Raw genomic sequence first — 24,293 nt, forward strand, 5'->3', positions numbered from 1 at the left:
GAAGAGGCGGGCCGGTGGGTTTCGGTCCGCCTCTTCCCGTATGTGCGAGGGGCCTGGTGCGCCGCTCCCCCGGCCTCCGCCCAGGGTTCCCCCTCCAGCGCCCCTCGGGGGCGCACTCCCCCGAACAGGTGACTTGGGAACTTCTTTGCCGTTGCCGTGAGTTCATCGGGCAGCCGGACGGCATGTGGCCGGCCGGGTGTGCGTGACGAGTACGGCGAAGGAGCGGCGGCTTCATGGTGTTCAAACGGCTGCTGGGGGCGATCGGGGTCGGCGGCCCCTCGGTGGACACGGTGCTCGACGGAGGCACGGCGGTGCCCGGCGGAGTGTTGTCGGGGCGGGTGTGGCTGAAGGGCGGCTCGGCGGCGGTGGACGTCGAGCACGTCGGACTTGAACTGCTCGCGCGCGTGGAGGCGGAGCGCGAGGAAGGGGAGAGCGAGGGCGCGCTCGTCTTCGAGCGGTTCACCGTCGGCGGCGGCTTCCGGCTCGGCCCGGAGGAGGAGCGACAGGTGCCGTTCAGCGTGCCGGTGCCGTGGGAGACACCGGTCACCGAGTTGTACGGACAGCCCCTGGGCATCGTGCTCGGGGTGCGCACGGAGGTCGGGGTGGCCGGCGCCCGGGACAAGGGCGATCTGGACCCCCTCGCCGTCGGGCCGCTGCCCGTCCAGGAAGCGGTCCTCGATGCCCTCGGCAAACTGGGCTTCGGCTTCCGCTCGGCGGATCTGGAGTACGGCCGCATCGGCGGCACCGGCCAGCAGTTGCCGTTCTACCAGGAGGTCGAGCTGGCCCCGGCGCCGCAGTACGCGCACGAGGTCAGCGAGATCGAACTGACCTTCCTCGCCTCCCCCGCCGGCCTGGAGGTGGTCCTGGAGGCGGACAAGCGCGGTGGCCTGTTCTCCGCCGGGCACGACGCACTGACCCGCTTCACGGTCCGCCACGAGGACGCCCGCACCCTCGACTGGAGCAGCGAGGTCGACGGCTGGATCCGCCAGTTGATCGCCCACCGGGAGGCCTACGGCGCCCACGCGGCATACGGCCACGGCGAGCACCACGACGGCGGGCACCACGACGGCCACCACCGCTCCGGGCCGGGCCTCGGCACGGCGGTCGCCGCCGGTGCGGCGGGCCTCGCGCTCGGGGTGGTCGGTGGCATGGTGGCGGCCGAGGTGGTCGACGAGATCGGCGACTTCTTCGAGGGGGACGAGGACTGACGCCGAGGCGGGGTCAGCTCGGGGAGACGGTCGGCTCGCCGGCCGGCTTCGGCTCCGGCTGCGCGGTGGCCGGGGCCGGCTCCGCCGCCATCTGTACCGACGTCGGCTCCACCGGCGCCGCCGCGGCCGTGTCGTCGGTCTTCATGGCCTTCGCCTCGCTCTTCAGGATGCGCATCGACTTGCCCAGGGCACGGGCGGTGTCGGGCAGCTTCCGGGAGCCGAAGAGCACGATGAAGACGATCGCGACGATCAGCAGATGCCAGGGTTCGAGTCCGTTACGGAGCATGACCGCCCCCTCCCTTTCTCACGTTTTTCCGTGCCGACGGAGGGTGCTGCATGCGCCCCGGCCGGGCAGCGACGATTGCTACGTTGCGCAACTGTACAACCCGGAGTGGGAAAAGCCCCCCGGACCCGGACCGCGCTCGCTACCGCCGGCCGTGGCGGGCCCGCACCGCCCGCAGCGCGAGGGCGTACAGCCCCAGCACGGCGGCGAGCAGCACGTAGGAGGCGGCGGGCAGACCGGTCATGCCCAGGACCGCGCCCAGGGGGCCGGGCGGCAGGAGCAGGCCGACGGTGGCGAGGACGGCGGCGGCGCGGCCGACGGGCCCGGGGCGGGTGCCACCGCGCAGCAGGAACATCACCAGGGCCTGGGTGAGCAGGTTCTCGGTGAACCAGGCGGAGTGGAAGACGGCCTCGTCGTCGAGGGCGTCGGGGCCGCGCAGGGCGAGCGCGAGGACGCCGAAGGTGGCCAGGTCGGCGACCGCGTTGAGCACCCCGAAGCCGGTGATGAACCGCAGGAAGGCACGCGGCCGCAGCACGGTCGGGCGGCGCAGTGCCGCAGGTCCGGGCCGGTCGTACGCGAAGGCGAGCTGGGCGGCGTCGAAGCAGAGGTTCTGGGCCAGCACCTGGACCGGGAGCATCGGCAGGAAGGGGAGAAGCAGGCCGGCGGCGAGCATCGCGATGACGTTGCCGAGGTTGGAGGAGAGCGTGACCCGGAGGTAGGAGGCGATGTTGGCGCTGCTGTGCCGGCCCGCGGTGACGGCGTGCCCGATGGCGCCGAGGTCCTTCTCGGCCAGCACCACGTCGGCGGTCTCGCGGGCGAGGTCCACGGCGGCGCGGGGCGCGATCCCGACGTCGGCCGCGCGCAGGGCGGGAACGTCGTTGACGCCGTCCCCGAGGAACCCGACGGTGTGGCCGGCGGCCCGCAGCCCGGCGACGATCCGGGCCTTGTCCTCGGGGGTGCAGCGGGCGACGACGACGGCGTCCGGGTCGAGGCGGTCACCGGCCACGGCCACCGGCCCCGCGGCCAGGCCGAGGTCCCGGCAGGCGCGGGCCGCGGTCGACGGGTGGTCGCCGGTGAGGACGCGGACGGCGACACCGAGGCCGGCGAGGCCGCGCAGGGCCTCTGCGGCGCCCGGTGCGAGGGCGTCGCGGAAGGTGACCAGGCCGCGGAAGGTGAGGCCGTGCTCGTCGGCGGCGGTGCAGGGGCCGGTGCGGGCCGGGCGGCGGGCGGTGGCGACAGCGAGGACCCGCAGCCCGGCGCCCGCCTCGCGGTCGGCGAGGGCGAGGAGGCGCTCGCGTTCGGCGGGGTCGAGGTCGCAGCGGTCCAGTACGTCCTCGGCGGCCCCCTTCATGACGAGGTCATGGGTGCCGAGGGGGCCGGCGACGACGGCGGTGGCGGTGCGCCGCTCCGGGGCGAAGGGGACGGCTCCGACGCCGTCGTACTCCTCCCCCACGGGCCCGGCGGCCGCGAGCAGGGCCTCGTCGAGGGCGTCGGGCGCGGGCAGTTCGGCGAGCTGCAGGGTCCACCAGGCGCCGACGGCCGCCCAGCGCAGCACGTGCGGGTCATCGGCTCCGTCGGGCCCGAGGGCGCGTTCCACGACGGGCCGGTCCTGGGTGAGGGTGCCGGTCTTGTCGATGCAGAGCACGTCGACCGCGCCCAGGTCGTGCAGTGCGGGCAGCCGCCGTACGACGACCCGGTGGGCGCGGGCCAGCAGCGCGGCGCCCCGGGCCAGGCAGGTGGTGACGATCACCGGGAGCATCTCGGGGGTGAGCCCGACGGCCACCGCGACCGCGAAGGGCAGCGTCTCGAGCCCGCGGCCGCGCAGGGCGGCGTTGGCCATGAGGACCAGCGGCGGTGTGAGCAGCATGAACCGGATGAGCACCCAGGAGATGCCGTGCACGGACCGGTCGAAGGCGCTCGCCTCCCGTCGCCCGCCCGCGACGCCCTGCGCGGCGGCGAACCGGGTCCGCTCCCCCGTCGCCACGACCACCGCCGTGGCACTGCCCGAGGCGACACCGCTGCCCTGGAAACAGAGGTACGGCTCCTGGAAGGGCCCTGGGGCCGCCGCTGCGGGGACGTCGACGGCGGCCTTGGCGACCGGCGCGGACTCGCCGGTGAGCACGGCCTGGTGCACGGTCAGCCCGCGGGCGCGCAGCAGTCGTACGTCGGCCGGGACCAGGTCGCCCGGGCCGAGCCGGACGACGTCGCCCGGGACCAGGTCGGCGACCGGGACCTCGCGCGGACGCGGCTCGGCGTCCGCGCCGGCCCGCCGCAGCACGGTGGCGGTGCCGGCGACGAGTTCGCGCAGGGCGGCCAGCGAGCGGTCGGCGCGGTGTTCACCCGCGGCGCGCAGTCCGCAGCTGACGGCGACCAGCGCGAGGATCACGACGGCCGTGCCCCAGGAGGCGACGAGGGCGGAGACCAGGCCGAGGGTGAGCAGGACGGCGGTGAAGGGGTCGCGCAGGGCACGGGCGCAGCGCAGCGGCCAGGAGGCGGTGTGCGGCAGGGGCGGGGAGTTCCCGCCGAGGCCGGCGAGCCGGGCCGCGGCCTCGGCCTCGGTCAGCCCGCGCGGTCCCGTGTCCAGCCGGCGCAGCACCTGCAGCGAGGTGGCCGCCTCGCCCTCAGAGGCCATGGAGCCGTCGGGGGGCCGGGACTTCGGCCCCGGTGGTGCGGGCGGTGAGGCAGCCGACGAGCAGGCGTACGACGTCGACGACGTCGGGATCGTCGACCAGGTACACCTGGCGGCGGCCCTCCCGGCGGGAGCGGACGAGGCCGGCCAGCTTCAGTTTGGTGAGGTGCTGGCTGACGGCGGGCAGCGCGCCGCCGACCCGCTCGGCAAGGCCCGTGACGTCGCTCTCGCCCTGGGCCAGCGCCCAGACGATGTGCAGCCGGGCGGGCGAGGCGAGCAGCCCGAAGGCCGCGGCCGCCTCCGTGAGCACGTCCGCGGTGGGGTCCTCGTAGCCGCCGCCGGGCACCGTCGCCACCGTCGTGGTCCTCCTGTCCACCGCGCTCTGTCCACCAGGCCGGAGGGACAGTTTAGGGCGCGGGAACTTATCGGCCGCCGCGCAGGTTTCTACGGTGTTGTAGAAGTAATTTTTTTGGCAAGCAGGCTTCTTACCGATCGAGGAGTGAGTGCGCATGGCCCTGTGGGACCGCATCAAGGATTCCGCGACGCAGATGCAGACCCAGCTGGTGGCGAAGAAGAACGACCTGAAGAGCGGGGCGTTCCGGGACGCGAGCATGGCGATGTGCGCGCTCGTGGCCGCTGCCGACGGCACCATCGACCCGGCCGAGCGCCAGCGGGTCGCCCAGCTGATCGCCACCAACGAGGTGTTGCAGAACTTCCCGGCGGACGACCTGCGCCGCCGCTTCGAGGAGAACCTGAACAAGCTGACCGCCGACTTCGCCTTCGGCAAGGTGAGTGTGCTCCAGGAAGTGGCCAAGGCGAAGAAGAAGCCGGCCGAGGCGCGGGCCGTCATCCAGATCGGCATCGTGATCGGCGGCGCCGACGGCGACTTCGACAAGACCGAGCAGGCCGTGGTCCGCGAGGCGTGCTACACGCTGGACCTGCCGCCGCACGAGTTCGACCTCTGACCGGACCGAGGCCGGAGCCGGAGCCGGCGGGACAGGGGCGGCTCACATCCGCCGGCTCGTGGCCCCGCAGAGTGCGGTGAGGGCCGCGGCCACAGCGCAGGCCGTCACCGCCGATCCGTCCAGACAGGCACTGCCCGTGCGGCGAGGCGGCCCGCCCGTCGTGGGGCCGGCGGACCCGGTCGAGCGCCTCGGACGGTACGACGGGAACGGCAACGGCGTCGGCCGGCCGGACGAGTCCGGTCAGGCCGACGCCGTTGCAGGGAGGATCCGCGGCAGGTCGGGCACGGGTCAGCTGCTGAGGCCGACCTTCTTCAGCCAGGCCTGGGCGACGTCCAGCGGGTCCTTGTTGCCCGACTGCACCTGGGTGTCCAGGTCCAGCAGGGTCGCCGTGTCCAGCTTGGCGGAGACGGCGTTGAGCGCGTCGGTGGCCGTCTGGTTCAGGGCGCTCTTGTATACGAGGGGCTGGACGTTCTCGAAGCCGAAGAGGTTCTGCGGGTCCTGGAGGACGACGAACTTCTCCTTGGTGATGGTCGGGTCCGTGCTGAAGATGTCGCCGGCCTGCACCGCGTTCTTCTTCAGGGCCGCCTCGGTGAGCGGGCCGCCCGCGTCGAGCGCCTTGAAGGACTTGAACTCCAGGCCGTAGACGTCCTTCAGGCCGACCAGGCCCTGCTGACGGGTCTGGAACTCCGGCGAGGCGCCGATGACCAGGTCCTTGGCGATGCTCTTGAGGTCGGCTATGGAGGACTTCTCGGTGAGGTGGTACTTGGCGGCGGTGGCCGCGTTCAGCGTCACCGTGTCCTTGTCCTGCGCGTCCGCCGGGTCGAGCAGCGTCAGCTTGGAGTCCAGCTTGGCCTCGATGGCCGACGTGGTCGCCTCGACGGTCTTCGGGGCGGCCTTCGGGTCGAGGTAGGCGAGCAGGGCGCCGTTGTACTCGGGCAGGACCGAGATCGAACCGTTCTTGAGCAGACCGTAGGTCGTCTCACGACTGCCGATGTTCGACTTGTAAGTGACCTTGACGCCCTTGGCCTTGAGTGCTTCGCCGTAGATGTCGGCGATCAGGATGCTCTCGGCGAAGTTGTTCGAGCCGACGACAACGGTGTCCCCGCTCGCCTTGCTGTCCGACAGCGGGTCGGACTTGCTGTCGTCGGAGGAGGAGGAACAGCCCGCCAGCAGGGCCGTCGTCGCGGCGAGCGCGACGGCCGCCACGCCTCGGTATGTCCGGATTGACCTGCTGGGAAGGGTGTTGGAAGTCACGGTTGCCGTTCCGGGAGCTGTGGGAAGGGTGGGGGTGTTGCGAACCACGCGGGAGCTGTTGCGCCACGAGGCTGTTGCGAACCACTCCCGACGATCCAATCCAGCCGGTTCTCGGTGAGTCAAGTGTCTCCGGGTCACCGATTGGCTTCGATCCGTGGCCAGTTGTGGACGGAGAGCGGTCTCTTTGTAACGGATTCTTGATAAAGAGCAAGCGGAATCGAGCTTCAAGAACGCTGTAGTCTCACGGCAGTTGATATCGGTCACAGCGGTGCACGGGGCCCGCTACTCGGTGTCGTTCAGCAACAGCTCGGGGTGAAGACGCCCCCCAGACCAGACACCCTCATGAAGGAGGCCCGGTGTCCACGAACCAGGTGGACGCGCCCGTCCGGCCCGCCCAGGCGCGGGGCGGGATACGGGGTTTCGCCGACCGTTGGCCCTTCCGGCGCAAGCTCAACCTGCTGGTCGGTGTCCCGCTCGCCGTCATCGCCGTACTGCTGGCCTACGTCTTCACCGACCTGCTGGGGCAGTCCACCAGCGCGGAGGACGCCGCGCAGACGGTCCTGGCCAGCGCGCAGGTGGCCCGCCTCGTGGACGGCGTCGAAGCGGAGCACCAGCAGGCGATCCTGCTCTCCGCGCGCTACGAGTCCGGCTACTCCACTCCTTCGGCGGCCGCCTACCGCGCGGCCCAGAAGACGGTGGACTCCCAGGTCGTGAAGGTACGTGAGACCTTCGGCGACCGGCTGCCGGACAGCGAGGCGGCCGCCCTGCGGCAGATCGAGGGGCTGTCCAGCCTCCGCGACTCCGTCGAGCAGTCCTACCTGCCCGCCGACAACATCGACCCGGCCTACACCAACGCGTCCAACGACCTGATCGACGGCCTCGGCCTGGACCGCGACGCCAACCTCGCCGCCACCTTCACCGGCAACCTGCTGGACTCGCTGCTGCGCGCGGACGCCGCCCACGGCGCCTTCGAGACCAACGTGCTCGCGGCGACGACCGGTGACACCAACGCCCTGATCGAGTTCACCAACGCGGTCGGCGCCTACGACCTCTACCAGCACCAGGCCGACCGGTTCAGCCGGTTCGCCACCGAGGGCCAGGCGCGGCAGCTGGCCGACGTCGAGCACACCAAGGCCCAGAGCACCATCGCCGAGTCCTTCGCCGAGCTGCAGATCGACCCGACCAAGCTGGAGTCCGGCGACCAGGACCAGATCCGGGCGGCCGTCAAGGACGCGCTCACCGACTACCCGGCCTATCTGCAGCAGGCCACCGCCCGGCTGACCATCACCACCTCGCTCATCGGCCAGATCGCCGACCGCGCCGACGCCGCCGACCGCGCCGCCGAACAGCGGGCCGTGCTGCTGCTGGGCGGCGCGCTGCTCGGCTTCGTCCTCTGGATCACCCTCGCGGCACTGGTCCGCCGCTCGGTGATCCGCCCGGTGCAGGCCCTGACCGGGGTCGCGCACGAGGTCGCCGAGGTGGCGGGGCGCGAACTCGCCCGCGTCGCCGACGACGACGCCGAGGACTCCGGCCCGCCCCGGCTGCGGGACATGCCGGTCACCGCGCGCGACGAGATCGGCGACCTGGCCGAGGCGTTCAACCAGGTGCAGACCACTGCCGCGGCCCTGCTCGAACGCCAGGTGCTCAGCCGCCGCAACACCGCCGAGATGTTCGGCAACGTCGGCCGCCGCGTCAGCAACCTGACCACCCGCCAGCTCGCCTTCATCGACGCGGTGGAGCGGGCCGAGACCGACCCGGCCCTCCTCGAACGCCTCTACTCCATCGACCACATCGCCGTCCGCCTGCGCCGCAACGCCGACAGCCTGATGCTGCTGGCCGGCATCCGCGAGACCGTGGTGGCCGCGGGCCCGACCCCGGTGTCCAACGTGGTCCGGGCCGCGCTCGGCCAGATCGAGGGCTACCAGCGGGTGCGGCTGTACGCCGGCACGGAGGCCATGATCGAGCCGGACATCATCGGCGACCTCACGCTGATGGTGGCCGAACTCCTGGAGAACGCGGTGTCGTTCTCGCCGGCCGGCAGCCCCGTCGAGGTGACCGTCCGCTCCAGCGAGGCGGGCGCGCACATCGTTGTCACCGACCACGGCCTCGGCATGAGCGCCGAGCGGCTGGCCGAGGAGAACCAGCGGCTGATCCGCCGTGAGCGCCTCGACCTGGTGCCGACCAAGGTGCTCGGCCTCTTCGTGGTCGGTGCGCTGGCCCGGCGCTGGGAGATCGGCGTCGAGCTGACCCGGACCCCGGGCGGCGGTGTCACCGCGGAAGTGACGCTGCCCGCCCGACTGTTGCTGACCATGAGCGCGGTGGCGGACACCTCCGGCACCCCGTTCGCCGCGGAGCCGACCGGTACGGCCGGGCCGGCCGTACCGGGGGCACCGACGCTACCGGCGGCGACCGCGGCACCGGCCGAACCCACCGGCCCGACCCCTGCCGTCACGGTGCCCTCCTGGGCCGAGCAGGAGAGCCCGCTCCCCCGCCGGCTGCCGCGCCGCGAGTCCGCCCCCGAGCCCGCGACGCCGCAGCCCCCGCTGATCCCGGCCGCGCGCTCCGGCGAACCCCCGGCCGACGCGGACACGGACGCCGTCTCCGACTCCGCCGACGGGCCCCGCCCGCTGCGGCGCCGGGTACGCGGCGCGACCCTCCGCACCACCGTCGGTGCCGCCCAGACCCTCGCCCAGGCGCCGCGCGCCCGTGATGCCGAGGCCGAACGGGACGCGCTGGACGAGTTCGAGGCGGCGGTGGAGCGCGCCCGGCGCGAGGGCGACACCGGCAGTTACGAACGGCCCGCACCGCGCACCGACCCCCTGCACCCCCCGCAGGACCAGAACCACCTTCCGGAAGGAGCCGAGCAGTGAGCACGTCGACAGGTGACACCCCGACGGGCGGCGTCACGCCGACCGACCTGCAGGCGGCCGCAGCCGACTTCACCTGGCTGCTGAACCGCTTCGCCACCGAGACCGCCGGCGTGGTCGACGCGATCGCCGTGTCCTCCGACGGTCTGCTGATCGCGGTCTCGGAACTGCGTGAGCGCGCCCACTCCGAGCGGCTGGCCGCGATCGTCTCCGGCATCACCAGCCTGGCCGCCGGCGCGTCCGGCAACTACGGCCTGGGCGGCCTCAACAAGGTCATCATCGACCTGGAGGGCGGCCATGTCATCGTCTCCGCGATCGGCAGCGGCGCCGTGCTCGGCGTGGTCGCCGACAAGGAGGCCAAGCTCGGCAACATCGCCTACGAGATGACGCTGTTCGCCAACCGCGCGGGTGCGGCGCTCAGTCCGCAGCTCGTCCTGGAACTGAAGAACAGCGTCGGCGTCCCACAGACGCGCTGACCGGCATCGCCGGTCGGCACAGCCGAGAAGGCCGAGAGAGGAAGACACAGCCATGGCGGACCCGCCTCCGGGCCCGGACCCGGTCGGCCCCGCCCCGGCCGTACGGCCGTTCCTGGTCACCGCCGGCCGGGTGGCGGACAGCGCCTCCGGACCGGCGATGCCCGTCGAGACCCAGGTGGTGGCCACCGCCGCCGGACTCACCGCCCTGGACCGGCTCTCCTTCGAGCAGCACGACATCGTCGCCGCGTGCCGGATTCCGCAGTCGCTCGCGGAACTGGCGGCCCGGCTGCGGCTGCACCTGAACGTGGTCCGGGTGCTGGCCGAAGACCTGCGCGAGGCCGGGCAGCTGACGGTGCACGTGCCCGACTTCGAGGCCACCCACGACTCGTCCGTCCTGCGCAGGGTTATCGATGGCCTGCGGGCCATCCCCGACTCCCGAGGGGTACTCCGTGACACCGACTGACTCGCTGACCCGGGGCACCGGGCGTACGGCCGTACGGCCGCCGCTGCCGGTGAAGATGGTCATCGCGGGCGGTTTCGGCGTGGGCAAGACCACCGCCGTCGGCTCGATCTCGGAGATCGAGCCACTGACCACCGAGGCCTCGATCACCGAGGTCGCGGCGGGCGTGGACGACCTCTCGCTCACCCCGCGCAAGACGACCACGACCGTGGCGATGGACTTCGGCTGCATCACCATCGACCCGACACTGAAGCTGTACCTGTTCGGCACGCCCGGGCAGGAACGGTTCGGCTTCATGTGGGACGACATCGTGGAAGGCGCGCTCGGCGGTCTCGTCATCGTTGACACGCGTCGACTCGACGACTGCTACGCGGCGGTCGACTACTTCGAGCACAAGGGGATTCCGTTCGCCGTCGCGATCAACGCGTTCGACGGCCGCGTCGAGCACACGCTGGACGAGGTGCGGTGGGCGCTGGATGTCGCCGAGAACACGCCGCTGGTCGTCTTCGACGCGCGGGAACGGGGTTCTGTGCGGGACGCGCTGCTTGTCGTGCTGGAACTGGCGCTGGCGCGCAGTGGGGGGTAGTGCGGTGGGTGGGGAACTGCGGGCCGTGTGCGGCTGAGCGCGCAGTTCCCCGCGCCCCCGAAGGGGCGCGCTATCCCCTCCGTACTCCGGGAGAAACCGTCACTCGGGCTATGGCCCAGAAGATGCCCAGCGTCGCCAGGGCCATCGCCGCCACCAGGGTGGCGCCGCCCACGACCTTCTCGTAGTTCTTCTGGTAGAGGCCGTCGATGATGTAGCGGCCCAGGCCGCCGAGGCTAACGTACGCCGCGATGGTCGCCGTCGAGACGATCTGGATGGCCGCCGAGCGCAGGCCGCTGAGGATCAGCGGGAGGGCGACCGGGAGTTCGACCTGGAAGAGGACGCGTGACTCCGGCATGCCCATGCCCCGAGCCGCGTCCACCGGGGACGGGTCGACCGACCGCATCGCCTCGTACGTCGTGACCAGGATCGGCGGCACCGCGAGGATCACCAGCGGGATCATCACCGGCAGCATGCCGAAGCCCAGCCAGATGAACATCAGGACCAGCAGGCCGAAGCTGGGCAGTGCCCGGCCGGCCGTGGCGATCAGGGCGAGGGTGTTGCCGCCGCGCCCGTAGTGGCCGGTGATCAGGCCGATCGGCAAGCCGATGACGGCCGCGTAGGCCAGCGCCTCCAGGGAGTACTGGACGTGTTCCCAGAGCCGGGTGGGGATGCCGTCGTAGCCGTGCCAGTGACTGCTGTCGCTGAAGAAGGCGTGGACGAAGTTGAGGACGTTCACCGGGTGCTCTCCTTCGGCATCCAGGGCGTCAGCACACGGCGTACGAGGACGAGGACGGCGTCGGCCAGGATGGCCAGCACGGCGGTGGTCACGACCGAGTTCACCGCCAGTTCGGGACGGTGGTAGATGTTCGCGTCGTTGAGCAGGTTGCCGAGCGCGCCCTGGTTGCCGATCAGCATGCCGACGCTGACCAGGGAGATGCTGGAGACGGTGGCCACCCGCAGGCCCGCGATGATGGCGGGGACGGCGATCGGCAACTGCACCTGGAAGTAACGGCGTACCGGGCCGAGGCCCATCGCGGTGGCCGCGGCCAGGGTCTCCGCCGGGACCGAGCGGACGCCGTCCACGATGGCCGGGACCAGGACCACCAGGCTGTACACGGCGAGCGGGATCATCACCGTCGTCTCGGTCTGGCCCGTGTAGTCGATGAGGACGACGAAGAAGGCCAGCGAGGGGATGGCGTACAGGATCGTGGTCACGCCCAGCACCGGCGGGTACAGCCAGCGGAAGCGCACGCAGAGCTGGGCGACGGGCAGGGACACCAGCAGGCCGGCCAGGACCGGGATGAGGGCCTCGCGCAGGTGCAGGCCGATCAGCCCGAAGTAGGTGTTCTGGAGGTCGCTCGGGATGTCGAAGAAGCCGCTCATCCCCCGACCTTCGCGTCGTCGCGGCCCTCGGCGTGGGCGGTGCGGATCGCGGCGCCGATGACCTGCTGGGAGACGACGCCGACCGCGCGACCCTCGCCGTCCACGGCCACGGCCCAGCCGGTCGGCGAGAGGACGGAACCGTCCAGGGCGGCGCGCAGCGAGTCCCGGCCGGGCACGAAGGGGCGTCCGTACGGGACGAGTTGCTCCGGGCGGATCGACCCCGCGGTGAGGGTCCGCGGCTCGCCCCAGCCGAGCGGCCTGCCGTCCAGGTCCGTGACGAGGAGATAGGGCGCGTCGGCCGTGGCGCGGGCGCCGAGCCGGGTGGCGTCGGCGTCGATCGCGACGATCGGCGCGGTCTGCAGTTCGAGGTCCGCGGACGGGAAGAAGGAGAGCCTCCGGATGCCCCGGTCGGCGCCGAGGAAGTCCTCGACGAAGGCGTCCGCGGGGTCGGTGAGCAGTTCGGCCGGCGGGGCGTACTGGGCGAGGTGGCCGCCGGTGCGCATCACGGCGACCATCGTGCCGAGCTTGATCGCCTCGTCGATGTCATGGGTGACGAAGACGATGGTCTTGCCCAACTCGTCCTGGATCCGCAGGAGTTCGTCCTGAAGCCCCTTGCGGACCACGGGGTCGACCGCGGAGAACGGCTCGTCCATCAGCAGCACCGGCGGGTCGGCGGCGAGCGCCCGGGCCACGCCGACGCGCTGCTGCTGGCCGCCGGAGAGCTGGTACGGGTACCGCTTGGCGAGCGCCGAGTCCAGGCCCACCCGCTCCATCAGCTCGGCCGCGCGGGCCCGCGCCTTCTGCTTGGTCCAGCCGAGCAGCCGCGGCACGGTGGCGATGTTGTCGATGATGGTGCGGTGCTGGAAGAGACCGGCGTTCTGGATGACGTAACCCATCGACCGGCGCAGGGTGTTGACCGGCTGCGCGTGGATGTCCGCGCCGTCGAGGAGGATGCGGCCCTCGGTGGGTTCCACCATCCGGTTGATCATCCGCAGGGTCGTCGTCTTGCCGCAGCCCGAGGGGCCGACGAAGACCGTGATCGAGCGGTCCGGTATCTCCAGGGAGAGCCGGTCGACGGCGACCGTACCGTCCGGGTACCGCTTGGTGACTGAATCTATCCGTATCAAAACGCCGAATACCCTTCGGGTTTGCCAGAAAGTGCCCAGTTATCGACCACGGTCGCCGTGGCGCAGGCTGTTCGCCCAGAGTCTAAACCGGAAGTGTTTCAGCACTTTGGCAGCTGACTGATCCTCTTCAGTTTGTGACCTGGCCGCCCTCCGCTGTGCGCCACCTGTGAGTTCCCTGATTCTCATTCCTCGCTCAGTGAAGCCTCAGGACCGCCCCAGACAGCGCCCCGATCGTCATGGTCATGAACGCAACGAACGCGGGAGGCGTCCGGCGCCGGCCGGTCGAGACCGAGGTGCCGGTGGACAACGAGGCGCACATCCCGCTCCTCCTCGTGCTCGCCCAGCCCGACGGGCTCCGTGTGCAGGAGGTCCCGGCCGGCCGGGTCGAGGAACCCGACAGCGCCACCGTCCCCCAGAACGTCACGGCCCTGCCCGCCGGGGCAGCCACCGCCGTCGAGTCCATGGAGTACGCGTCATGACGACCCTCGCCCCACCGCCCGCCCCGGTCCAGGACGGCCGGCACCGGGCCGCCGCCCCGCCTGTCTCCCGTACCAGAAGGCTGTTCCTGGGCGCCCCGGAGGACCCGCGCTGGGCCCGCCCGGCCCTGTGGGCGATCCTGCTCCTGGCCACCGCCCTGTACACCTGGAACCTCACCTCGATCACCGGCAACTCCTTCTACGACGCCGCGGTCTACTCCGGCACCAAGAGCTGGAAGGCGTTCTTCTTCGGCGCCCTCGACGCGGGCAGCTTCATCACCGTCGACAAACCCCCCTTCGCCCTCTGGGTGATGGGCCTGTCCACCCGCGCCTTCGGATACGGCACCTGGCAGTTGCTGCTGCCGATGGTCGCCGTCGGCGTCGGCTCGGTGGCACTGCTGTACAAGCTGGTGAAGCGGGACTTCGGGGTCGTGGCGGCCACGATCGCGGCCCTCGTCCTGACCCTCACGCCGATCACCGTCGCCATCGACCGGGACACCAACCCCGACCCGGTCCTGGTCTTCCTGATGCTGCTCGGCGCGGCAGCGCTCCTGAAGGCGGTGCGCAACGGCAGGCTGCTGCCGCTGGTCTGGTCGGCGGTCGCGATCGGGTTCGCCTTCAACACCAAGATGATGCAGGCGTACGTGGTGCTGCCCGCGTTCTTCCTGGTCTACCTGTGGGCCGCGAACGCGTCGCTGGGCAGGCGCATCCGCAACCTCGCCGTCGCCACGGTGGCGTTGGTCGTGAGCAGCGCCTGGTGGATGGTGATCGTCGACCTGATCCCGGCCTCCTCGCGTCCCTACATCGGCGGCTCCACCGACAACACCGTGTGGGACCTGGTCATCGGCTACAACGGCTTCGGCCGGATCTTCGGGGCGGGTTCCTCGGTGGGTTCGCAGGGCAACGGCGCCAGCTTCGGCGGTAGTTCGGGCCTGTACCGGATGTTCAACGACATCATGGGCGGCCAGATCTCCTGGCTGATCCCGTTCGCCGCGATCGCCCTCGTCGGCGGCCTGGTGCTGCGCGGCCGGGCGCCGCGCACCGACGCCAGGCGGGCGGCGCTCATGCTCTGGGGCGGCTGGTTCGTCCTGCACTTCCTGACCTTCTCCCTCGCCGAGGGCACCTTCCACCCGTACTACGTCACCGCCATGGCACCCGGGATCGCCGCCCTGGCCGGTGCGGGCGGGGTCATGCTGTACAGGGCCTTCCGTGACGGCTCGGCCGCCCGGTGGGGCTGGGTGCTCCCGGTGGCGGTCGCCGCCGGCACCGTCTGGGCGGTCGTCCTGCTCCAGCGGGTCTCCGGCTCGGGCACGGTGTACACGGTCGCCGAGGCGGTGGCCGCGCTGGGCGGCGCGTTCGCGGTGGCCGGGCTGCTCGCCGGGCGGTTCATGAAGCGGCAGAGGCTGGTGGGCCTCGCGGCGGTGGCGGCGGTCGTCGCCCTGCTCGCCGGTCCCGCCGCCTACTCCGTCTCGGCCGCCACCAGCGCGAGCAGCAACGGCACCAACCCGACGGCCGGACCCAGCACCGGTGGGGGCACGGGCGGTATGGGCGGCGGCGGCGCGCCGAGCGGGGCCGGGAGCGGCACAGCCCCGAGCGGTTCCGGCAGCTCCGGCGGGCAGTCCATGGGGCAGCCGCCGACCGGAACGGGAAGCACCGGCACCGGCAACGGCTCCCGCACCGGCACCGGCTCCAGCACCGACAGCGGCACCGGCAGCCAGTCGCAGTCCGGCAGGGCCGCCGGGGGCATGGGCGGCGGCAGCCAGGTCAGCTCCGCGATGATCACGTACCTGAAGAAGCACCAGGACGGCGCCACCTGGCTGGTCGCGGTGGCCACCGACCAGACCGCGTCCTCGGTCATCCTGGAGTCCGGCCGGCCCGTCATCTCGATGGGCGGCTGGTCCGGCAGCGACGACGCGATGACCCTCGCCAAGCTCGAGAGCCTGGTGAAGGCGGGCAAGCTGCACTACGTCGTGGTCAGCAGCGACGGCGGCCAGGGCACCAGCTCCGAGATCGCGACCTGGGTGGAGAAGCACGGCACGGCGGTGAGCGCGTACAGCGGCCTGTACCGCCTGGACGCGTCCGACGTGGGCTGACCCCCTCCCCGCCGGAGCGGGTGGGCCACCGGTGTTCCCCGCCGGCGGCCCACCCGCTCCCCCGTCGCATCGAGATATCGTGGTGTGTCGGAGTGATCGACGAGAACGGTGGCACATGGCGGCGACGGCGGAACCGGACCCGGACGGCCTGATCGAGGTGTTCAAGGCCCTCGGCAACCCGGCCCGGCTGCAGATCATGCAGTGGCTGAAGGATCCCGACACGCACTTCGCCGCGTACGAGCCGATCGCGGACCGCCGGTCGGTCGGTGTGTGCGTCATGCACATCCAGGCCAAGTCCGGACTCTCCCAGTCGACGGTCTCCAGCTACATGAGCACCCTCGAACGGGCCGGGCTCGTGCACCCCACGAGGGTGGGCAAGTTCACCCACTACCGGCGTGACGAGGAGCGGCTGGCACAGCTGGCGGAGGCGATCGGCGCCACTCTCTGACCCGCATCAGATTGACGCATCGCAATATGTCGATATGATCTCCTCATGTCGACCTTCGATGCCGCCGAAGCCGCGCCCGTCGCCCTGATCGTGCACGCTCACCCCGAGCCCCGCTCGTTCAACACCGCCCAGATGACCACCGCCGCCCGGGTCCTGCGCGAAGCCGGGTACCGGGTCGACGTCCTGGACCTCTACGCCGACGGCTGGGCCCCGGTCCTCGGCCGCGAGGAGTTCGCACCGGTGGACGGTCCGTTCAAGCCGCAGGCCGAGCAGATGCGGGCCGTCGCGGAGGGGACGCTCGACGCGGCCGTCCGTGACCATCTCGACCGGCTGCTCGCCGCCGACCTGCTCGTGCTGTCGTTCCCACTGTGGTGGTTCTCGCTGCCCGCCGTCCTCAAGGGATGGATCGACCGGGTCTTCGTGATGGGCGAGGTCTTCGGCGGGGAGCACGGGCTCTTCGACGAGGGGGCCCTCGCCGGGAAGCGCGCGGTCCTGCTGGTCACGACCGGCGGGTCCGGCGAGGCGTTCCGGCCCGGCGGCACCTACGGCGCGCTGGACGACTTCCTGTTCCACATCCGCCGCGGAATGCTGGAGTTCGTCGGCTTCCAGGTCCTCGATCCGGTGGTCACCCACGCGCCGGCCCGCATGACCGACCAGGAGCGGTCGGCGGCCCTGGACGCGGTCGCGGAGTCCGTCGCACGCCTCGCGAAGGAGCGCCCCTCCCCCGTCCGCTGAACCGCCCGGGCCCGTCAGGCGGCCGTCGGCCGCTCCCCCGCGACCGGGAAACCCGGCGTCCGCAGCACCTGCCGGGCGGCGTCCACGGCGAACACCTCGCAGCCGGGGCGCGCGGCCGCCCACCCCACGCCCTCGGCACCCATCGCGAAGGCGGCCGTGGCCACGGAGTCCGCCTCGGTCAGCGAGGGGGCGACGACCGTCAGGCTGAGCAGGCCGGTCGCCGGGCGCCCGGTGCGGCCGTCGACGATGTGGTCGCCGCGCTCGTAGCGGGCGGAGGTGGCGACCGCCCCGTCGGTGAGTTCGAGGACCGTGCACAGCCGGTCGGCGTGCTCGGGGTGCCGTACCCCCACCCGCCAGGGCCCGCCGGCGGCGACCACGTCACCGCCGGCGTTCAGCACGAACCGGCGCGCCCCGGCCGCCGACAGCAGCTCCGCCGCCCGCTGCACCGACCAGCCCTTGACCACCGCACACGGGTCCAGGCCCCGCCCCGGCAGCCGTACGTCGAACGCGCCCCCGGTCGCCAGCCGGTACTCCTCGCACAGCGCGAGCACCTCGGCGAGGTCCGGACTCACCTCGGCCTCGGCGATCTCGCCCCGGTCGAGGCGGCAGACCTCGCTGTCCGGCCGGAAGGGGCTGAACCGCCCGTCGACCTCGCGCAGCCAGGCGAAGAGGGCGTCGGCGGCCTCCTCGAAGTCCCCCTCGTCGTCCGTCCGCAGGGACACCGGGAAACCCATGACGTGCTCGACCCGCCGCATCCGCTCAGCCCTTCGCGTCGATCGCGGCCTGGAGGGACTCCTTGTAGCCGTCGCTGGTGATCGTCGCGCCGGACACGGTGTCGATGTCGGCGCTCTGTGCCTTCAGTGTCTCAGCGACGAGCACCGGGACCGCGGCCGTGGTCTGCGGGTGGTCCGGCTGCTGGAGCATCGTGACGGCGGAGATCCTGTCACCGTCGAAGGTGACCTGCACCTGGACCGGCCCCTTGTCGGTGTCGACGGTCGTGCCCCTGACCACCGTCCCCGAAGACGCGGCTGCCGGGGAACTCGGGGCGGGCTCGGCGGTGGACGTGCCGGTGGTGGTCGTACCGCCGATCGACGGCTCGTAGCGCCAGACGGGGATCAGGCCCGCGATGGTCAGGACGACGACGGGTATGGCTCGCTGCACGGTGTCTCTCATCCCGCCAGGCTGAAACGCTCGAAGTGGATCTGCGGCTTGGGCACGCCCAGGTCGCCCAGGGTGCGCAGCACCGCGTTCATCATCGGGGGCGGCCCGCACAGGAAGACGTCCCGGTCGGCGATGTCCGGCACGAGCTGGGCCAGTTCGCGCGCCGCCAGCTTGTCCGGCACCGGCGGCCCGGTGACCAGGTGCAGCTCGGCGCCCTTGGCCACGGCGAGGTCGCGCAGTTCGTCGTAGAGGACGGCGTCCCGGTCGGCGGAGACGCGGTGGACGACCACCGCGTGGCCTTCGAGGGCCTCCAGGAGCGCGCGGATCGGGGTGACGCCGACGCCACCCGCGATGAGCAGGGAATCGGCCTTTCTCCGGTGCAGGGCGGTGAAGGCGCCGTAGGGGCCCTCGGCGAAGACGCGGGTGCCGACCTCGAGGTGGCGCAGGCCCGCGCTGCCGTCGCCCGCCGCCTTGGCGGTCAGGCGCAGGGTGCGGCCGTCAGGGGCGGCGGACAGGGAGAAAGGGTTCGCCTGCCACCAGCGGTCCTTCGTCAGGAACCGCCACAGGAAGAACTGGCCGGCCTGGGCGCCCAGCCGGTCGAGGTCGCGGCCTGTGACGTAGACGGACACCACGTTGTCCGACTCGGGGACGACGGCGGAGACCCGGAACCGGTGCCGGTGGTTGCGCCACAGGGGCAGGACCAGGCGGCCCAGGGCCACCGCGCCGAGCGCCACGCCCCACACCGCGTACCAGTACGCCGTCGCGGCGGACGAGGACGTGAAGGTCGTACCGACCGCGACCTGGTGGCTGAACGCCAGCACCACGGCCACATAGGTGTACAGGTGGATGAAGTGCCAGGTCTCGTAGGCGAGCCGGCGGCGGGCGTAGCGGGCCGAGACGGCGCCGACCACGAGGATGATGCCCAGCGCGACCACGGCCCGGAGCACGCCCTCGGTCGTCTCCGCGAGGTCGACCAGCTCGCCCACCGGGCCGACGCCCGCGCCGTCGGCGTAGCCGAAGCTGATGAAGACGGCGTGCGCGAGCAGCGTCCAGAGCAGGGCGAAGCCGGTCCAGCGGTGCCAGGAGGTCAGCCGGTCCATGCCGATCCGGCGGTCCAGCCAGGGCAGCCGGGCCACCAGCACCAGCTGGAAGGCCATGACGAGGGCGCCGTAGAGGCCGAAGAAGCGGCCGATGACGATCAGGGCGTTGGAGGCGAAGCCCGCCTGGGCGAAGAACCAGGCGACCACGGCCGCGTTCGCGGCGAGCACGGCGTACAGGCCCGTGCGGGCCACCACCCTGGGGCGTAGCGCCGTGGGGGGCGCGGGGCGTGCGTGGACGGTCGTCACGGGTGGGCAGCTCCTTGATCGGGTCCTGGGAGTCGAGCTTCACCCGCGGCCGCTGTCGTTTTCCTGTCGGACGACTTTCAACTGGTTATCGATGTGTTCTCGGTGTGGGCACGGGTCTGGCGTCCACGACCGCGTGCCGCAGTATGAGCGGGTGGAAAAAGTACGACTCCTCGTCGTGGACGACGACCCGCCGATCGCCGACCTGGTCGCGACGGTCGCGCGGTACGAGGGCTGGGACGCGGTCACCGCGTACTCCGGTGAGGACGCGCTGGCGCGGGCCGCCGAGTTCCGTCCGGACATCGTCGTGCTCGACCTGATGCTGCCCGACGTCGACGGCTTCGGTGTGCTCGACCGGCTGCGGCACTCCGGGACGATGGTGCCGGTGGTGTTCCTCACGGCCCGCGACGGGGTCGCCGACCGGGTCGCGGGGCTCACCCGGGGCGGGGACGACTACCTGGTCAAGCCGTTCGCGGTGGAGGAGCTGATGGCCCGGCTGCGCACGGTGCTGCGGCGCAGCGCGGGTCCCGGCTTCCAGCGCTCGGTGCTGCGGGTCGCCGACCTGACGATGGACGAGGACACCCGCGAGGTGCGCCGCGGCGACCGGCTGGTCTCCCTGACCCCGACCGAGTTCGAGGTGCTGCGCTACCTGATGCGCAAGTCGCCGACCGTGCTCACCAAGGCGCAGATCCTCGACCACGTGTGGGAGTACGGCTTCGGCGGCCGTTCGAACGTGGTGGAGCTGGTGGTCAGCAGGCTGCGCCGGAAGATGGACGAGGACGGCGCGCCGCTGATCCACACCGTGCGCGGCTTCGGGTACGTCATACGGCAGCAGGCGGCGGAGTGACCGTCCGGCTGCGGACCGGCGTGCCCCGGATCGGCCGGCTGCGGCGCTCGTACCGGGCGATGCGGCTGGGCACCCGGCTGGCGCTGGGGCTCGGGGCGCTGGCGCTGGTGGTGTTCGCGGTCGTCGGCACGTCGCTGACGATGTACATGCGGGACTACCTGTCGGCCCAGCTGGACGACCAACTGGGGCTGGCCCAGGTCGCCCAGTCCAAGAGCATCGCGCAGAACGGCACGCTCCAGGGCAAGAAGTACTACCACTGGTACTACGCCGTGTACGACGTCTCGGGCGGCACCCCGGTGCTGCGCAAGCCCGAGGAGAGCAGCGACCTGCCCGCGGACATCGCCCCGCTCACCTCGGTGGCGAAGGCTCAGATCGCCGCGGGCACCGAGGTGCTGCGCACCGAGGACCTGGCCGGCGAGGGCCAGTACCGGCTGCGCGGCTGCGCGGTGGAGCCGGGGGTGGTGCTGGTCAGCGGGGCGCCGACGAACAGCATCGACGCCACGGTACGGCAGCTGGTGACGGTCCAGGTGGTCGCCTTCGGACTGGCGCTGCTGGCACTGGTGGTGTTCGGCCGCCGGCTGCTGCGGCACGGTCTCGAACCGCTCAGCGACATGGCGCACACCGCCCACGGCATCGCCTCGCACAACCTGACGGAGTCCGCGGCCCGGCTTCCGCTGCGCGCGGCGAAGCGCGGCGGCGGCCCCGAGGTCGAGGAACTGCGCACCGCGTTCAACACCATGCTGGAGCACATCGACCACTCGCTCGCCGTGCGCGCCGAGGCCGAACAACGGCTGCGCCGGTTCGTCGCGGACGCCTCGCACGAACTGCGCACCCCGCTGATGTCGGTGCGCGGCTACGCCGACCTCTTCCAGTACGCCGCCGCCAACGAGCCCGAGGAACGCGAGCGGCACCTCGCCCGGCTGCGCGCGGAGGCGGCCCGGATGGGCATCCTCCTCGACGACCTGCTGCTGCTCGCGCGGCTCGACGCCGCCGAGGTGGAGACCCCGCTGCGGCTGGAGCAGGCCGACCTGACGGAACTGGTCCGGGAGGCGGCCGACGCCTTCCGCGCCGCCCACGCCGACCACCCGCTGACGGTGACCGCCGGCCCGGACCCGGTGCCGGTCCGCCTCGATCCGGTCCGGATCCGCCAGGTGCTGGACAACCTCCTCACCAACGCGGCCGTCCACACGCCCACCGGCACCCCGGTCTCCGTCGCGGTCACGGTCGCCGCGGACTCGGCGTCGGTCAGCGTCACCGACCGCGGCCCCGGCATCCTGGCCGGCGACCGCGCCCGGGTCTTCGACCGCTTCTACCGCGTCGACAAGGCCCGCAGCCGGGACCGCGGTGGCAGCGGGCTCGGCCTGTCGGTGGCCCGGGCGCTGGTGGAGGCGCACGGCGGGACCATCGGACTGGGCGACGGCCCCAGGGACACCACGGTGTTCACCCTGACGCTGCCGAGGAAGCCGGCGGGTTCGGCGGCGGCCCGCAGGGCCGCGGGGAACCGCGTGACCAGCCACGACGGCGCCGCAGACGACTGACGGCACATCGCGGCCCTGCCGGCGGGGCGCTCAGCCCCCCGCCTCCTCCATGGAGCTGAACCCGCCCGGCCGGCGGTGCGGACGCGCCGCCAGCACCGCGACGTCGTCCTCGGCGTGCCGCGCGTCGAGACGGGTGAGGATGGACTCCAGCAGGCCGTCGACGTCGACGGCGGGGGTGAAGTGCAGTTCGGCGAGGCGGTCCAGGGAGCGGTCGATGTCCTCGCCCCTGCGTTCCACCAGGCCGTCCGTGAAGAGCACCAGCGCCTCGTCGGGTTCGAACTGGTGGGTGGCCGACTCGTAGCCGCCGAACCCGGTGCCCAGGGGCGGGCCGACGGGGACCCGCAGGAGTGCGGTACGGCCTCCCCTGGTGATCAGCGCGGGCGGCAGATGGCCGGCGCTGGACAGGGTGACCTGCCCACGGCTGGGGTCGACGCGTACCAGCAGGCAGGTGGCGGGTCTTCGGTCCGCCTCGGTGGCGGCGATGTCGTCCAGCTGGCGCAGCACCCGGTGCGGCGGCAGCTCGGAGGAGGCGATGTAGCGCAGGGAGGACCGGTACGCGCTCATGTCGACGGCGGCCTCCAGGCCGTGGCCCATCACGTCGCCGACGACGAGCAGTGTGCGCCCGAAGTGCAGCCGTACGGTCTCGCACCAGTCGCCGCCGACCAGTGCCCGCCCGCCGGCCGGGAGGTAGCGGATCGACACGTCCAGGTTGGGGTGCGGCCGGCCCGGCTCGGAGAGCAGGGCGCGCTGCAGGTCGGCGGCGGTGCGGTTGACCTGATCGTACTCGCGGGCGTGCCGGATGTGGGAGGCGGCGCGTTCGGCGAGGAGGGCGAGCTGTTCGGCCTCCGCACGGGCGAAGGGCCGCCCCTCTCGGGCGCAGACCAGGACGCCGTACTGGTCGGAGCCGCTGGTCAGGAGCGCGCACAGGGCCGGGCGGGTGTGGCCGCCGACCGGGCGGGACAGCCAGGGGTCCGCCCAGTGGTCGGCGGCCGGGGTACCCGCGTCCCGGGCCACCGCCGTCGCCCAGCGGGCGTCGGGCAGCAGGTCGGCGTCGCCGCTGATCGACTCGTAGCCGGAGACGGTGTCCCCGACCCGCCGCAGCACAGCCGCACCGCCACCGGCCAGCCGCACCGCCGCCCGGGTCAGTTCCGTGCAGGTGGTGGACTCGTCGAGGCCGGTGCCGATACCGGCCGCGGCCGTGCGCAGCGCCCTGAACGGCGCGGAGCCGCCGGCGTCCGGTCCGCCCCTGCCGTCGGCGGACGCGGGTCCCCGGCGGGACCGGAACCATCGCGTGACATCCGACACCCTCACAGAATCTCAAACAGCACCCGTCCGGGCACCAGCCGCCGGCGGGCGCGGGGGATCAGACCCCCTCCGGCGTCCATGCGGCGACCAGGTCGAGCAGGCCGGGGAAGCGCGCGTCGAGGTCGGCGACGCGGACGTGGCTGCGGCGTTCCAGGCCGTACTGGCGCTGCCGGGTGACGCCCGCCTCGCGCAGGGCCTTGAAGTGGTGGGTCAGCGAGGACTTCGGGCGGTCGAAGCCGAACCAGCCGCAGGTGTGGTCGAACCGCTCGGACTCCAGCAGGAGTTTCTGCACGATGCGCAGCCGCAGCGGGTCGCTCAGCGCTGCGCTTAGTGCTCCCCGACCATGGCGACCGCGAGGGCCTCCTTGGTCGGGTAGTGGAAATACACCGCCCCCTTGGTCATCTCCACCCGGTCGGCCACGTCCTTGACCGACGTGTGGCGGAATCCACACACCTGCTCAACTGACCCACCCCGAGTGGCCCTCCGGGCCGGACGTGGACGTCGAAGGTGCGCTGAAGGCCCGCAGGACGCTCCTGGACCAGCTTCTCGCCCCGCGCACCTACGCCTTCGCGTTCCACTTCGGGGACCAGGCCTTCGGCCGCGTCGTACGCGACGCGGCCGGAGACGTCCGACGGCGGCCGGTGCCGTCCCGGGCCCTTGTGCCCAGCCCGGTCCGGCTCTCCTGACCGCCCCCGGCCTCAGCTCTCGTCGGCGGTCAGCCGCAGCGAGATCGAGTTGATGCAGTACCGCTGGTCGGTCGGGGTGGCATACCCCTCACCCTCGAACACGTGCCCGAGGTGCGAGCCGCAGCGTGCGCAGCGCACCTCGGTGCGCACCATCCCGTGCGTGCGGTCCTCGATCAGCTCGACCGCGTCGGTGTCCTTCGGGTCGTAGAAGCTCGGCCACCCGCAGTGGGACTCGAACTTCGTGTCGGAGGTGAACAGCTCGGCACCGCAGGCGCGACAGGAGTACACGCCCTTGGTCTTGGTGTCGGTGTACTCACCCCTGAAGGCCGGCTCGGTCGCCGCCTGACGCAGCACGGCGTACTCGGCCGGCGACAGCTCCGCCCGCCACTGCTCGTCCGGCTTCTCGACGTCGTACGACATGAC

The 24,293-nt window shown here is 72.3% G+C and carries 26 protein-coding genes and 1 pseudogene; 13 read left to right on the plus strand and 14 right to left on the minus strand.

What is annotated here, in order from left to right:
* Nucleotides 1-233 precede the first annotated feature (233 nt).
* A complete protein-coding gene (locus ACZ63F_RS21305) occupies nt 234-1,208 on the plus strand; it encodes a sporulation protein (RefSeq protein ID WP_469712911.1) in 975 nt (324 codons plus the stop codon).
* Nucleotides 1,209-1,221: 13 nt separating this feature from the next.
* Here ACZ63F_RS21305 and tatA read toward each other — a convergent pair whose 3' ends face one another.
* From tatA to ACZ63F_RS21320, 3 genes are all read right to left on the minus strand, one after another.
* Nucleotides 1,222-1,494, minus strand: coding sequence for a Sec-independent protein translocase subunit TatA (tatA, locus tag ACZ63F_RS21310; RefSeq protein ID WP_469712912.1), 273 nt, complete (start codon nt 1,492-1,494; stop codon nt 1,222-1,224).
* A gap of 139 nt (nt 1,495-1,633) precedes the next feature.
* The gene (mgtA, locus tag ACZ63F_RS21315) at nt 1,634-4,123 is read right to left on the minus strand and encodes a magnesium-translocating P-type ATPase (RefSeq protein ID WP_469712914.1); all 2,490 of its coding nucleotides are present in this window, start codon (nt 4,121-4,123) and stop codon (nt 1,634-1,636) included.
* Nucleotides 4,113-4,475, minus strand: a complete 363-nt coding sequence (locus tag ACZ63F_RS21320) for an ArsR/SmtB family transcription factor (RefSeq protein WP_469713084.1) — start codon at nt 4,473-4,475, stop codon at nt 4,113-4,115. Before ACZ63F_RS21320 ends, mgtA begins: the two co-directional genes overlap by 11 nt.
* A gap of 154 nt (nt 4,476-4,629) precedes the next feature.
* Between ACZ63F_RS21320 and ACZ63F_RS21325 the strand changes: the two genes are divergently transcribed.
* The gene (locus tag ACZ63F_RS21325) at nt 4,630-5,085 is read left to right on the plus strand and encodes a tellurite resistance TerB family protein (protein ID WP_093498487.1); all 456 of its coding nucleotides are present in this window, start codon (nt 4,630-4,632) and stop codon (nt 5,083-5,085) included.
* Between the two features lie 288 nt (nt 5,086-5,373).
* Here the strand turns inward: ACZ63F_RS21325 and ACZ63F_RS21330 are convergent, their stop codons facing one another.
* Nucleotides 5,374-6,339 carry an ABC transporter substrate-binding protein gene (locus tag ACZ63F_RS21330; RefSeq protein ID WP_469712915.1) on the minus strand — a complete coding sequence of 322 codons (966 nt, stop codon included), beginning with the start codon at nt 6,337-6,339 and terminating at the stop codon, nt 5,374-5,376.
* Nucleotides 6,340-6,695: 356 nt separating this feature from the next.
* On the opposite strand from ACZ63F_RS21330, the gene ACZ63F_RS21335 reads away from it, so the two are divergent.
* From ACZ63F_RS21335 to ACZ63F_RS21350, 4 genes are read left to right on the plus strand one after another with little or no spacing between them, the layout of a single operon-like run.
* Nucleotides 6,696-9,209 (plus strand): ATP-binding protein, encoded by a 2,514-nt coding sequence (locus ACZ63F_RS21335; protein WP_469712917.1) that lies wholly within the window; start codon nt 6,696-6,698, stop codon nt 9,207-9,209.
* On the plus strand, nt 9,206-9,682 hold the full coding sequence (locus ACZ63F_RS21340; RefSeq protein WP_351712298.1) for a roadblock/LC7 domain-containing protein: 477 nt from the start codon (nt 9,206-9,208) through the stop codon (nt 9,680-9,682). Before ACZ63F_RS21335 ends, ACZ63F_RS21340 begins: the two co-directional genes overlap by 4 nt.
* A 52-nt stretch (nt 9,683-9,734) precedes the next feature.
* Nucleotides 9,735-10,145, plus strand: a complete 411-nt coding sequence (locus ACZ63F_RS21345; protein WP_352359780.1) for a DUF742 domain-containing protein — start codon at nt 9,735-9,737, stop codon at nt 10,143-10,145.
* Nucleotides 10,132-10,728: a GTP-binding protein gene (locus ACZ63F_RS21350; protein ID WP_469712920.1), complete on the plus strand. Its 597-nt coding sequence runs from the start codon at nt 10,132-10,134 to the stop codon at nt 10,726-10,728. The genes ACZ63F_RS21345 and ACZ63F_RS21350 overlap by 14 nt, the downstream gene beginning before the upstream one ends.
* 70 nt (nt 10,729-10,798) lie before the next feature.
* Here ACZ63F_RS21350 and ACZ63F_RS21355 read toward each other — a convergent pair whose 3' ends face one another.
* Genes ACZ63F_RS21355 through ACZ63F_RS21365 form a run of 3 tightly spaced genes read right to left on the minus strand, consistent with a single transcriptional unit; the run spans nt 10,799 to nt 13,238 of the window.
* Nucleotides 10,799-11,464 (minus strand): ABC transporter permease, encoded by a 666-nt coding sequence (locus ACZ63F_RS21355; protein WP_390644482.1) that lies wholly within the window; start codon nt 11,462-11,464, stop codon nt 10,799-10,801.
* Nucleotides 11,461-12,111 carry an ABC transporter permease gene (locus ACZ63F_RS21360; protein ID WP_469712922.1) on the minus strand — a complete coding sequence of 217 codons (651 nt, stop codon included), beginning with the start codon at nt 12,109-12,111 and terminating at the stop codon, nt 11,461-11,463. The genes ACZ63F_RS21355 and ACZ63F_RS21360 overlap by 4 nt, the downstream gene beginning before the upstream one ends.
* Complete coding sequence (locus ACZ63F_RS21365) at nt 12,108-13,238, minus strand: ABC transporter ATP-binding protein (RefSeq protein ID WP_366362625.1); 1,131 nt, start codon at nt 13,236-13,238, stop codon at nt 12,108-12,110. The genes ACZ63F_RS21360 and ACZ63F_RS21365 overlap by 4 nt, the downstream gene beginning before the upstream one ends.
* A gap of 242 nt (nt 13,239-13,480) precedes the next feature.
* On the opposite strand from ACZ63F_RS21365, the gene ACZ63F_RS21370 reads away from it, so the two are divergent.
* The 4 genes from ACZ63F_RS21370 (at nt 13,481) to ACZ63F_RS21385 (ending at nt 16,990) form a co-directional block, all read left to right on the plus strand.
* Nucleotides 13,481-13,717: a hypothetical protein gene (locus ACZ63F_RS21370; protein ID WP_469712925.1), complete on the plus strand. Its 237-nt coding sequence runs from the start codon at nt 13,481-13,483 to the stop codon at nt 13,715-13,717.
* Nucleotides 13,714-15,807, plus strand: coding sequence for an ArnT family glycosyltransferase (locus tag ACZ63F_RS21375; RefSeq protein WP_469712926.1), 2,094 nt, complete (start codon nt 13,714-13,716; stop codon nt 15,805-15,807). The genes ACZ63F_RS21370 and ACZ63F_RS21375 overlap by 4 nt, the downstream gene beginning before the upstream one ends.
* A 115-nt stretch (nt 15,808-15,922) precedes the next feature.
* The gene (locus tag ACZ63F_RS21380; protein ID WP_351961931.1) at nt 15,923-16,255 is read left to right on the plus strand and encodes an ArsR/SmtB family transcription factor; all 333 of its coding nucleotides are present in this window, start codon (nt 15,923-15,925) and stop codon (nt 16,253-16,255) included.
* A gap of 45 nt (nt 16,256-16,300) precedes the next feature.
* Nucleotides 16,301-16,990 carry an NAD(P)H-dependent oxidoreductase gene (locus tag ACZ63F_RS21385; protein WP_469712927.1) on the plus strand — a complete coding sequence of 230 codons (690 nt, stop codon included), beginning with the start codon at nt 16,301-16,303 and terminating at the stop codon, nt 16,988-16,990.
* A gap of 14 nt (nt 16,991-17,004) precedes the next feature.
* On the opposite strand, the gene ACZ63F_RS21390 is transcribed toward ACZ63F_RS21385, so the two are convergent.
* From ACZ63F_RS21390 to ACZ63F_RS21400, 3 genes are read right to left on the minus strand one after another with little or no spacing between them, the layout of a single operon-like run.
* Complete coding sequence (locus ACZ63F_RS21390; protein ID WP_469712929.1) at nt 17,005-17,745, minus strand: FAD:protein FMN transferase; 741 nt, start codon at nt 17,743-17,745, stop codon at nt 17,005-17,007.
* Between the two features lie 4 nt (nt 17,746-17,749).
* On the minus strand, nt 17,750-18,151 hold the full coding sequence (locus ACZ63F_RS21395; protein WP_469713085.1) for an FMN-binding protein: 402 nt from the start codon (nt 18,149-18,151) through the stop codon (nt 17,750-17,752).
* Nucleotides 18,152-18,159: 8 nt separating this feature from the next.
* A complete protein-coding gene (locus ACZ63F_RS21400) occupies nt 18,160-19,497 on the minus strand; it encodes a ferredoxin reductase family protein (RefSeq protein WP_469712931.1) in 1,338 nt (445 codons plus the stop codon).
* A 151-nt stretch (nt 19,498-19,648) separates the two neighbouring features.
* On the opposite strand from ACZ63F_RS21400, the gene ACZ63F_RS21405 reads away from it, so the two are divergent.
* Together ACZ63F_RS21405 and ACZ63F_RS21410 are read left to right on the plus strand one after the other, a co-directional pair.
* A complete protein-coding gene (locus tag ACZ63F_RS21405; RefSeq protein ID WP_469712932.1) occupies nt 19,649-20,341 on the plus strand; it encodes a response regulator transcription factor in 693 nt (230 codons plus the stop codon).
* Between the two features lie 59 nt (nt 20,342-20,400).
* Entirely contained in the window at nt 20,401-21,879 is a 1,479-nt protein-coding gene (locus ACZ63F_RS21410) for a sensor histidine kinase (protein ID WP_469713087.1), read from the plus strand.
* Between the two features lie 30 nt (nt 21,880-21,909).
* Here the strand turns inward: ACZ63F_RS21410 and ACZ63F_RS21415 are convergent, their stop codons facing one another.
* The 3 genes and pseudogenes from ACZ63F_RS21415 to ACZ63F_RS21425 all read right to left on the minus strand — a co-directional run bounded on the left by ACZ63F_RS21415 (nt 21,910) and on the right by ACZ63F_RS21425 (nt 23,637).
* Nucleotides 21,910-23,184, minus strand: coding sequence for a PP2C family protein-serine/threonine phosphatase (locus tag ACZ63F_RS21415; RefSeq protein WP_469712933.1), 1,275 nt, complete (start codon nt 23,182-23,184; stop codon nt 21,910-21,912).
* A 58-nt stretch (nt 23,185-23,242) separates the two neighbouring features.
* Nucleotides 23,243-23,509, minus strand: a pseudogene (locus ACZ63F_RS21420) (ArsR/SmtB family transcription factor); the annotation flags it as partial.
* A 2-nt stretch (nt 23,510-23,511) separates the two neighbouring features.
* Nucleotides 23,512-23,637, minus strand: a complete 126-nt coding sequence (locus ACZ63F_RS21425) for a TetR family transcriptional regulator (RefSeq protein WP_469712935.1) — start codon at nt 23,635-23,637, stop codon at nt 23,512-23,514.
* Between the two features lie 41 nt (nt 23,638-23,678).
* On the opposite strand from ACZ63F_RS21425, the gene ACZ63F_RS21430 reads away from it, so the two are divergent.
* On the plus strand, nt 23,679-23,870 hold the full coding sequence (locus ACZ63F_RS21430) for a hypothetical protein (RefSeq protein WP_469712936.1): 192 nt from the start codon (nt 23,679-23,681) through the stop codon (nt 23,868-23,870).
* 12 nt (nt 23,871-23,882) lie between these two features.
* Here the strand turns inward: ACZ63F_RS21430 and msrB are convergent, their stop codons facing one another.
* The gene (gene msrB / locus ACZ63F_RS21435) at nt 23,883-24,290 is read right to left on the minus strand and encodes a peptide-methionine (R)-S-oxide reductase MsrB (protein ID WP_093498502.1); all 408 of its coding nucleotides are present in this window, start codon (nt 24,288-24,290) and stop codon (nt 23,883-23,885) included.
* Nucleotides 24,291-24,293: the final 3 nt, after the last annotated feature.

This window comes from Streptomyces sp. NPDC104761 (genome assembly GCF_055583445.1).

Excerpts from the sequence above, each read along its gene's own strand:
- ACZ63F_RS21305 (WP_469712911.1), top strand. The coding sequence starts at position 234 with ATGGTGTTCAAACGGCTGCTGGGGGCGATCGGGGTCGGCGGCCCCTCG.
- tatA (WP_469712912.1), bottom strand. The coding sequence starts at position 1,494 with ATGCTCCGTAACGGACTCGAACCCTGGCATCTGCTGATCGTCGCGATC.
- mgtA (WP_469712914.1), bottom strand. The coding sequence starts at position 4,123 with ATGGCCTCTGAGGGCGAGGCGGCCACCTCGCTGCAGGTGCTGCGCCGG.
- ACZ63F_RS21325 (WP_093498487.1), top strand. The coding sequence starts at position 4,630 with ATGGCCCTGTGGGACCGCATCAAGGATTCCGCGACGCAGATGCAGACC.
- ACZ63F_RS21345 (WP_352359780.1), top strand. The coding sequence starts at position 9,735 with ATGGCGGACCCGCCTCCGGGCCCGGACCCGGTCGGCCCCGCCCCGGCC.
- ACZ63F_RS21360 (WP_469712922.1), bottom strand. The coding sequence starts at position 12,111 with ATGAGCGGCTTCTTCGACATCCCGAGCGACCTCCAGAACACCTACTTC.
- ACZ63F_RS21370 (WP_469712925.1), top strand. The coding sequence starts at position 13,481 with ATGAACGCAACGAACGCGGGAGGCGTCCGGCGCCGGCCGGTCGAGACC.
- ACZ63F_RS21375 (WP_469712926.1), top strand. The coding sequence starts at position 13,714 with ATGACGACCCTCGCCCCACCGCCCGCCCCGGTCCAGGACGGCCGGCAC.
- ACZ63F_RS21380 (WP_351961931.1), top strand. The coding sequence starts at position 15,923 with ATGGCGGCGACGGCGGAACCGGACCCGGACGGCCTGATCGAGGTGTTC.
- ACZ63F_RS21385 (WP_469712927.1), top strand. The coding sequence starts at position 16,301 with ATGTCGACCTTCGATGCCGCCGAAGCCGCGCCCGTCGCCCTGATCGTG.
- ACZ63F_RS21390 (WP_469712929.1), bottom strand. The coding sequence starts at position 17,745 with ATGCGGCGGGTCGAGCACGTCATGGGTTTCCCGGTGTCCCTGCGGACG.
- ACZ63F_RS21410 (WP_469713087.1), top strand. The coding sequence starts at position 20,401 with ATGCGGCTGGGCACCCGGCTGGCGCTGGGGCTCGGGGCGCTGGCGCTG.
- msrB (WP_093498502.1), bottom strand. The coding sequence starts at position 24,290 with ATGTCGTACGACGTCGAGAAGCCGGACGAGCAGTGGCGGGCGGAGCTG.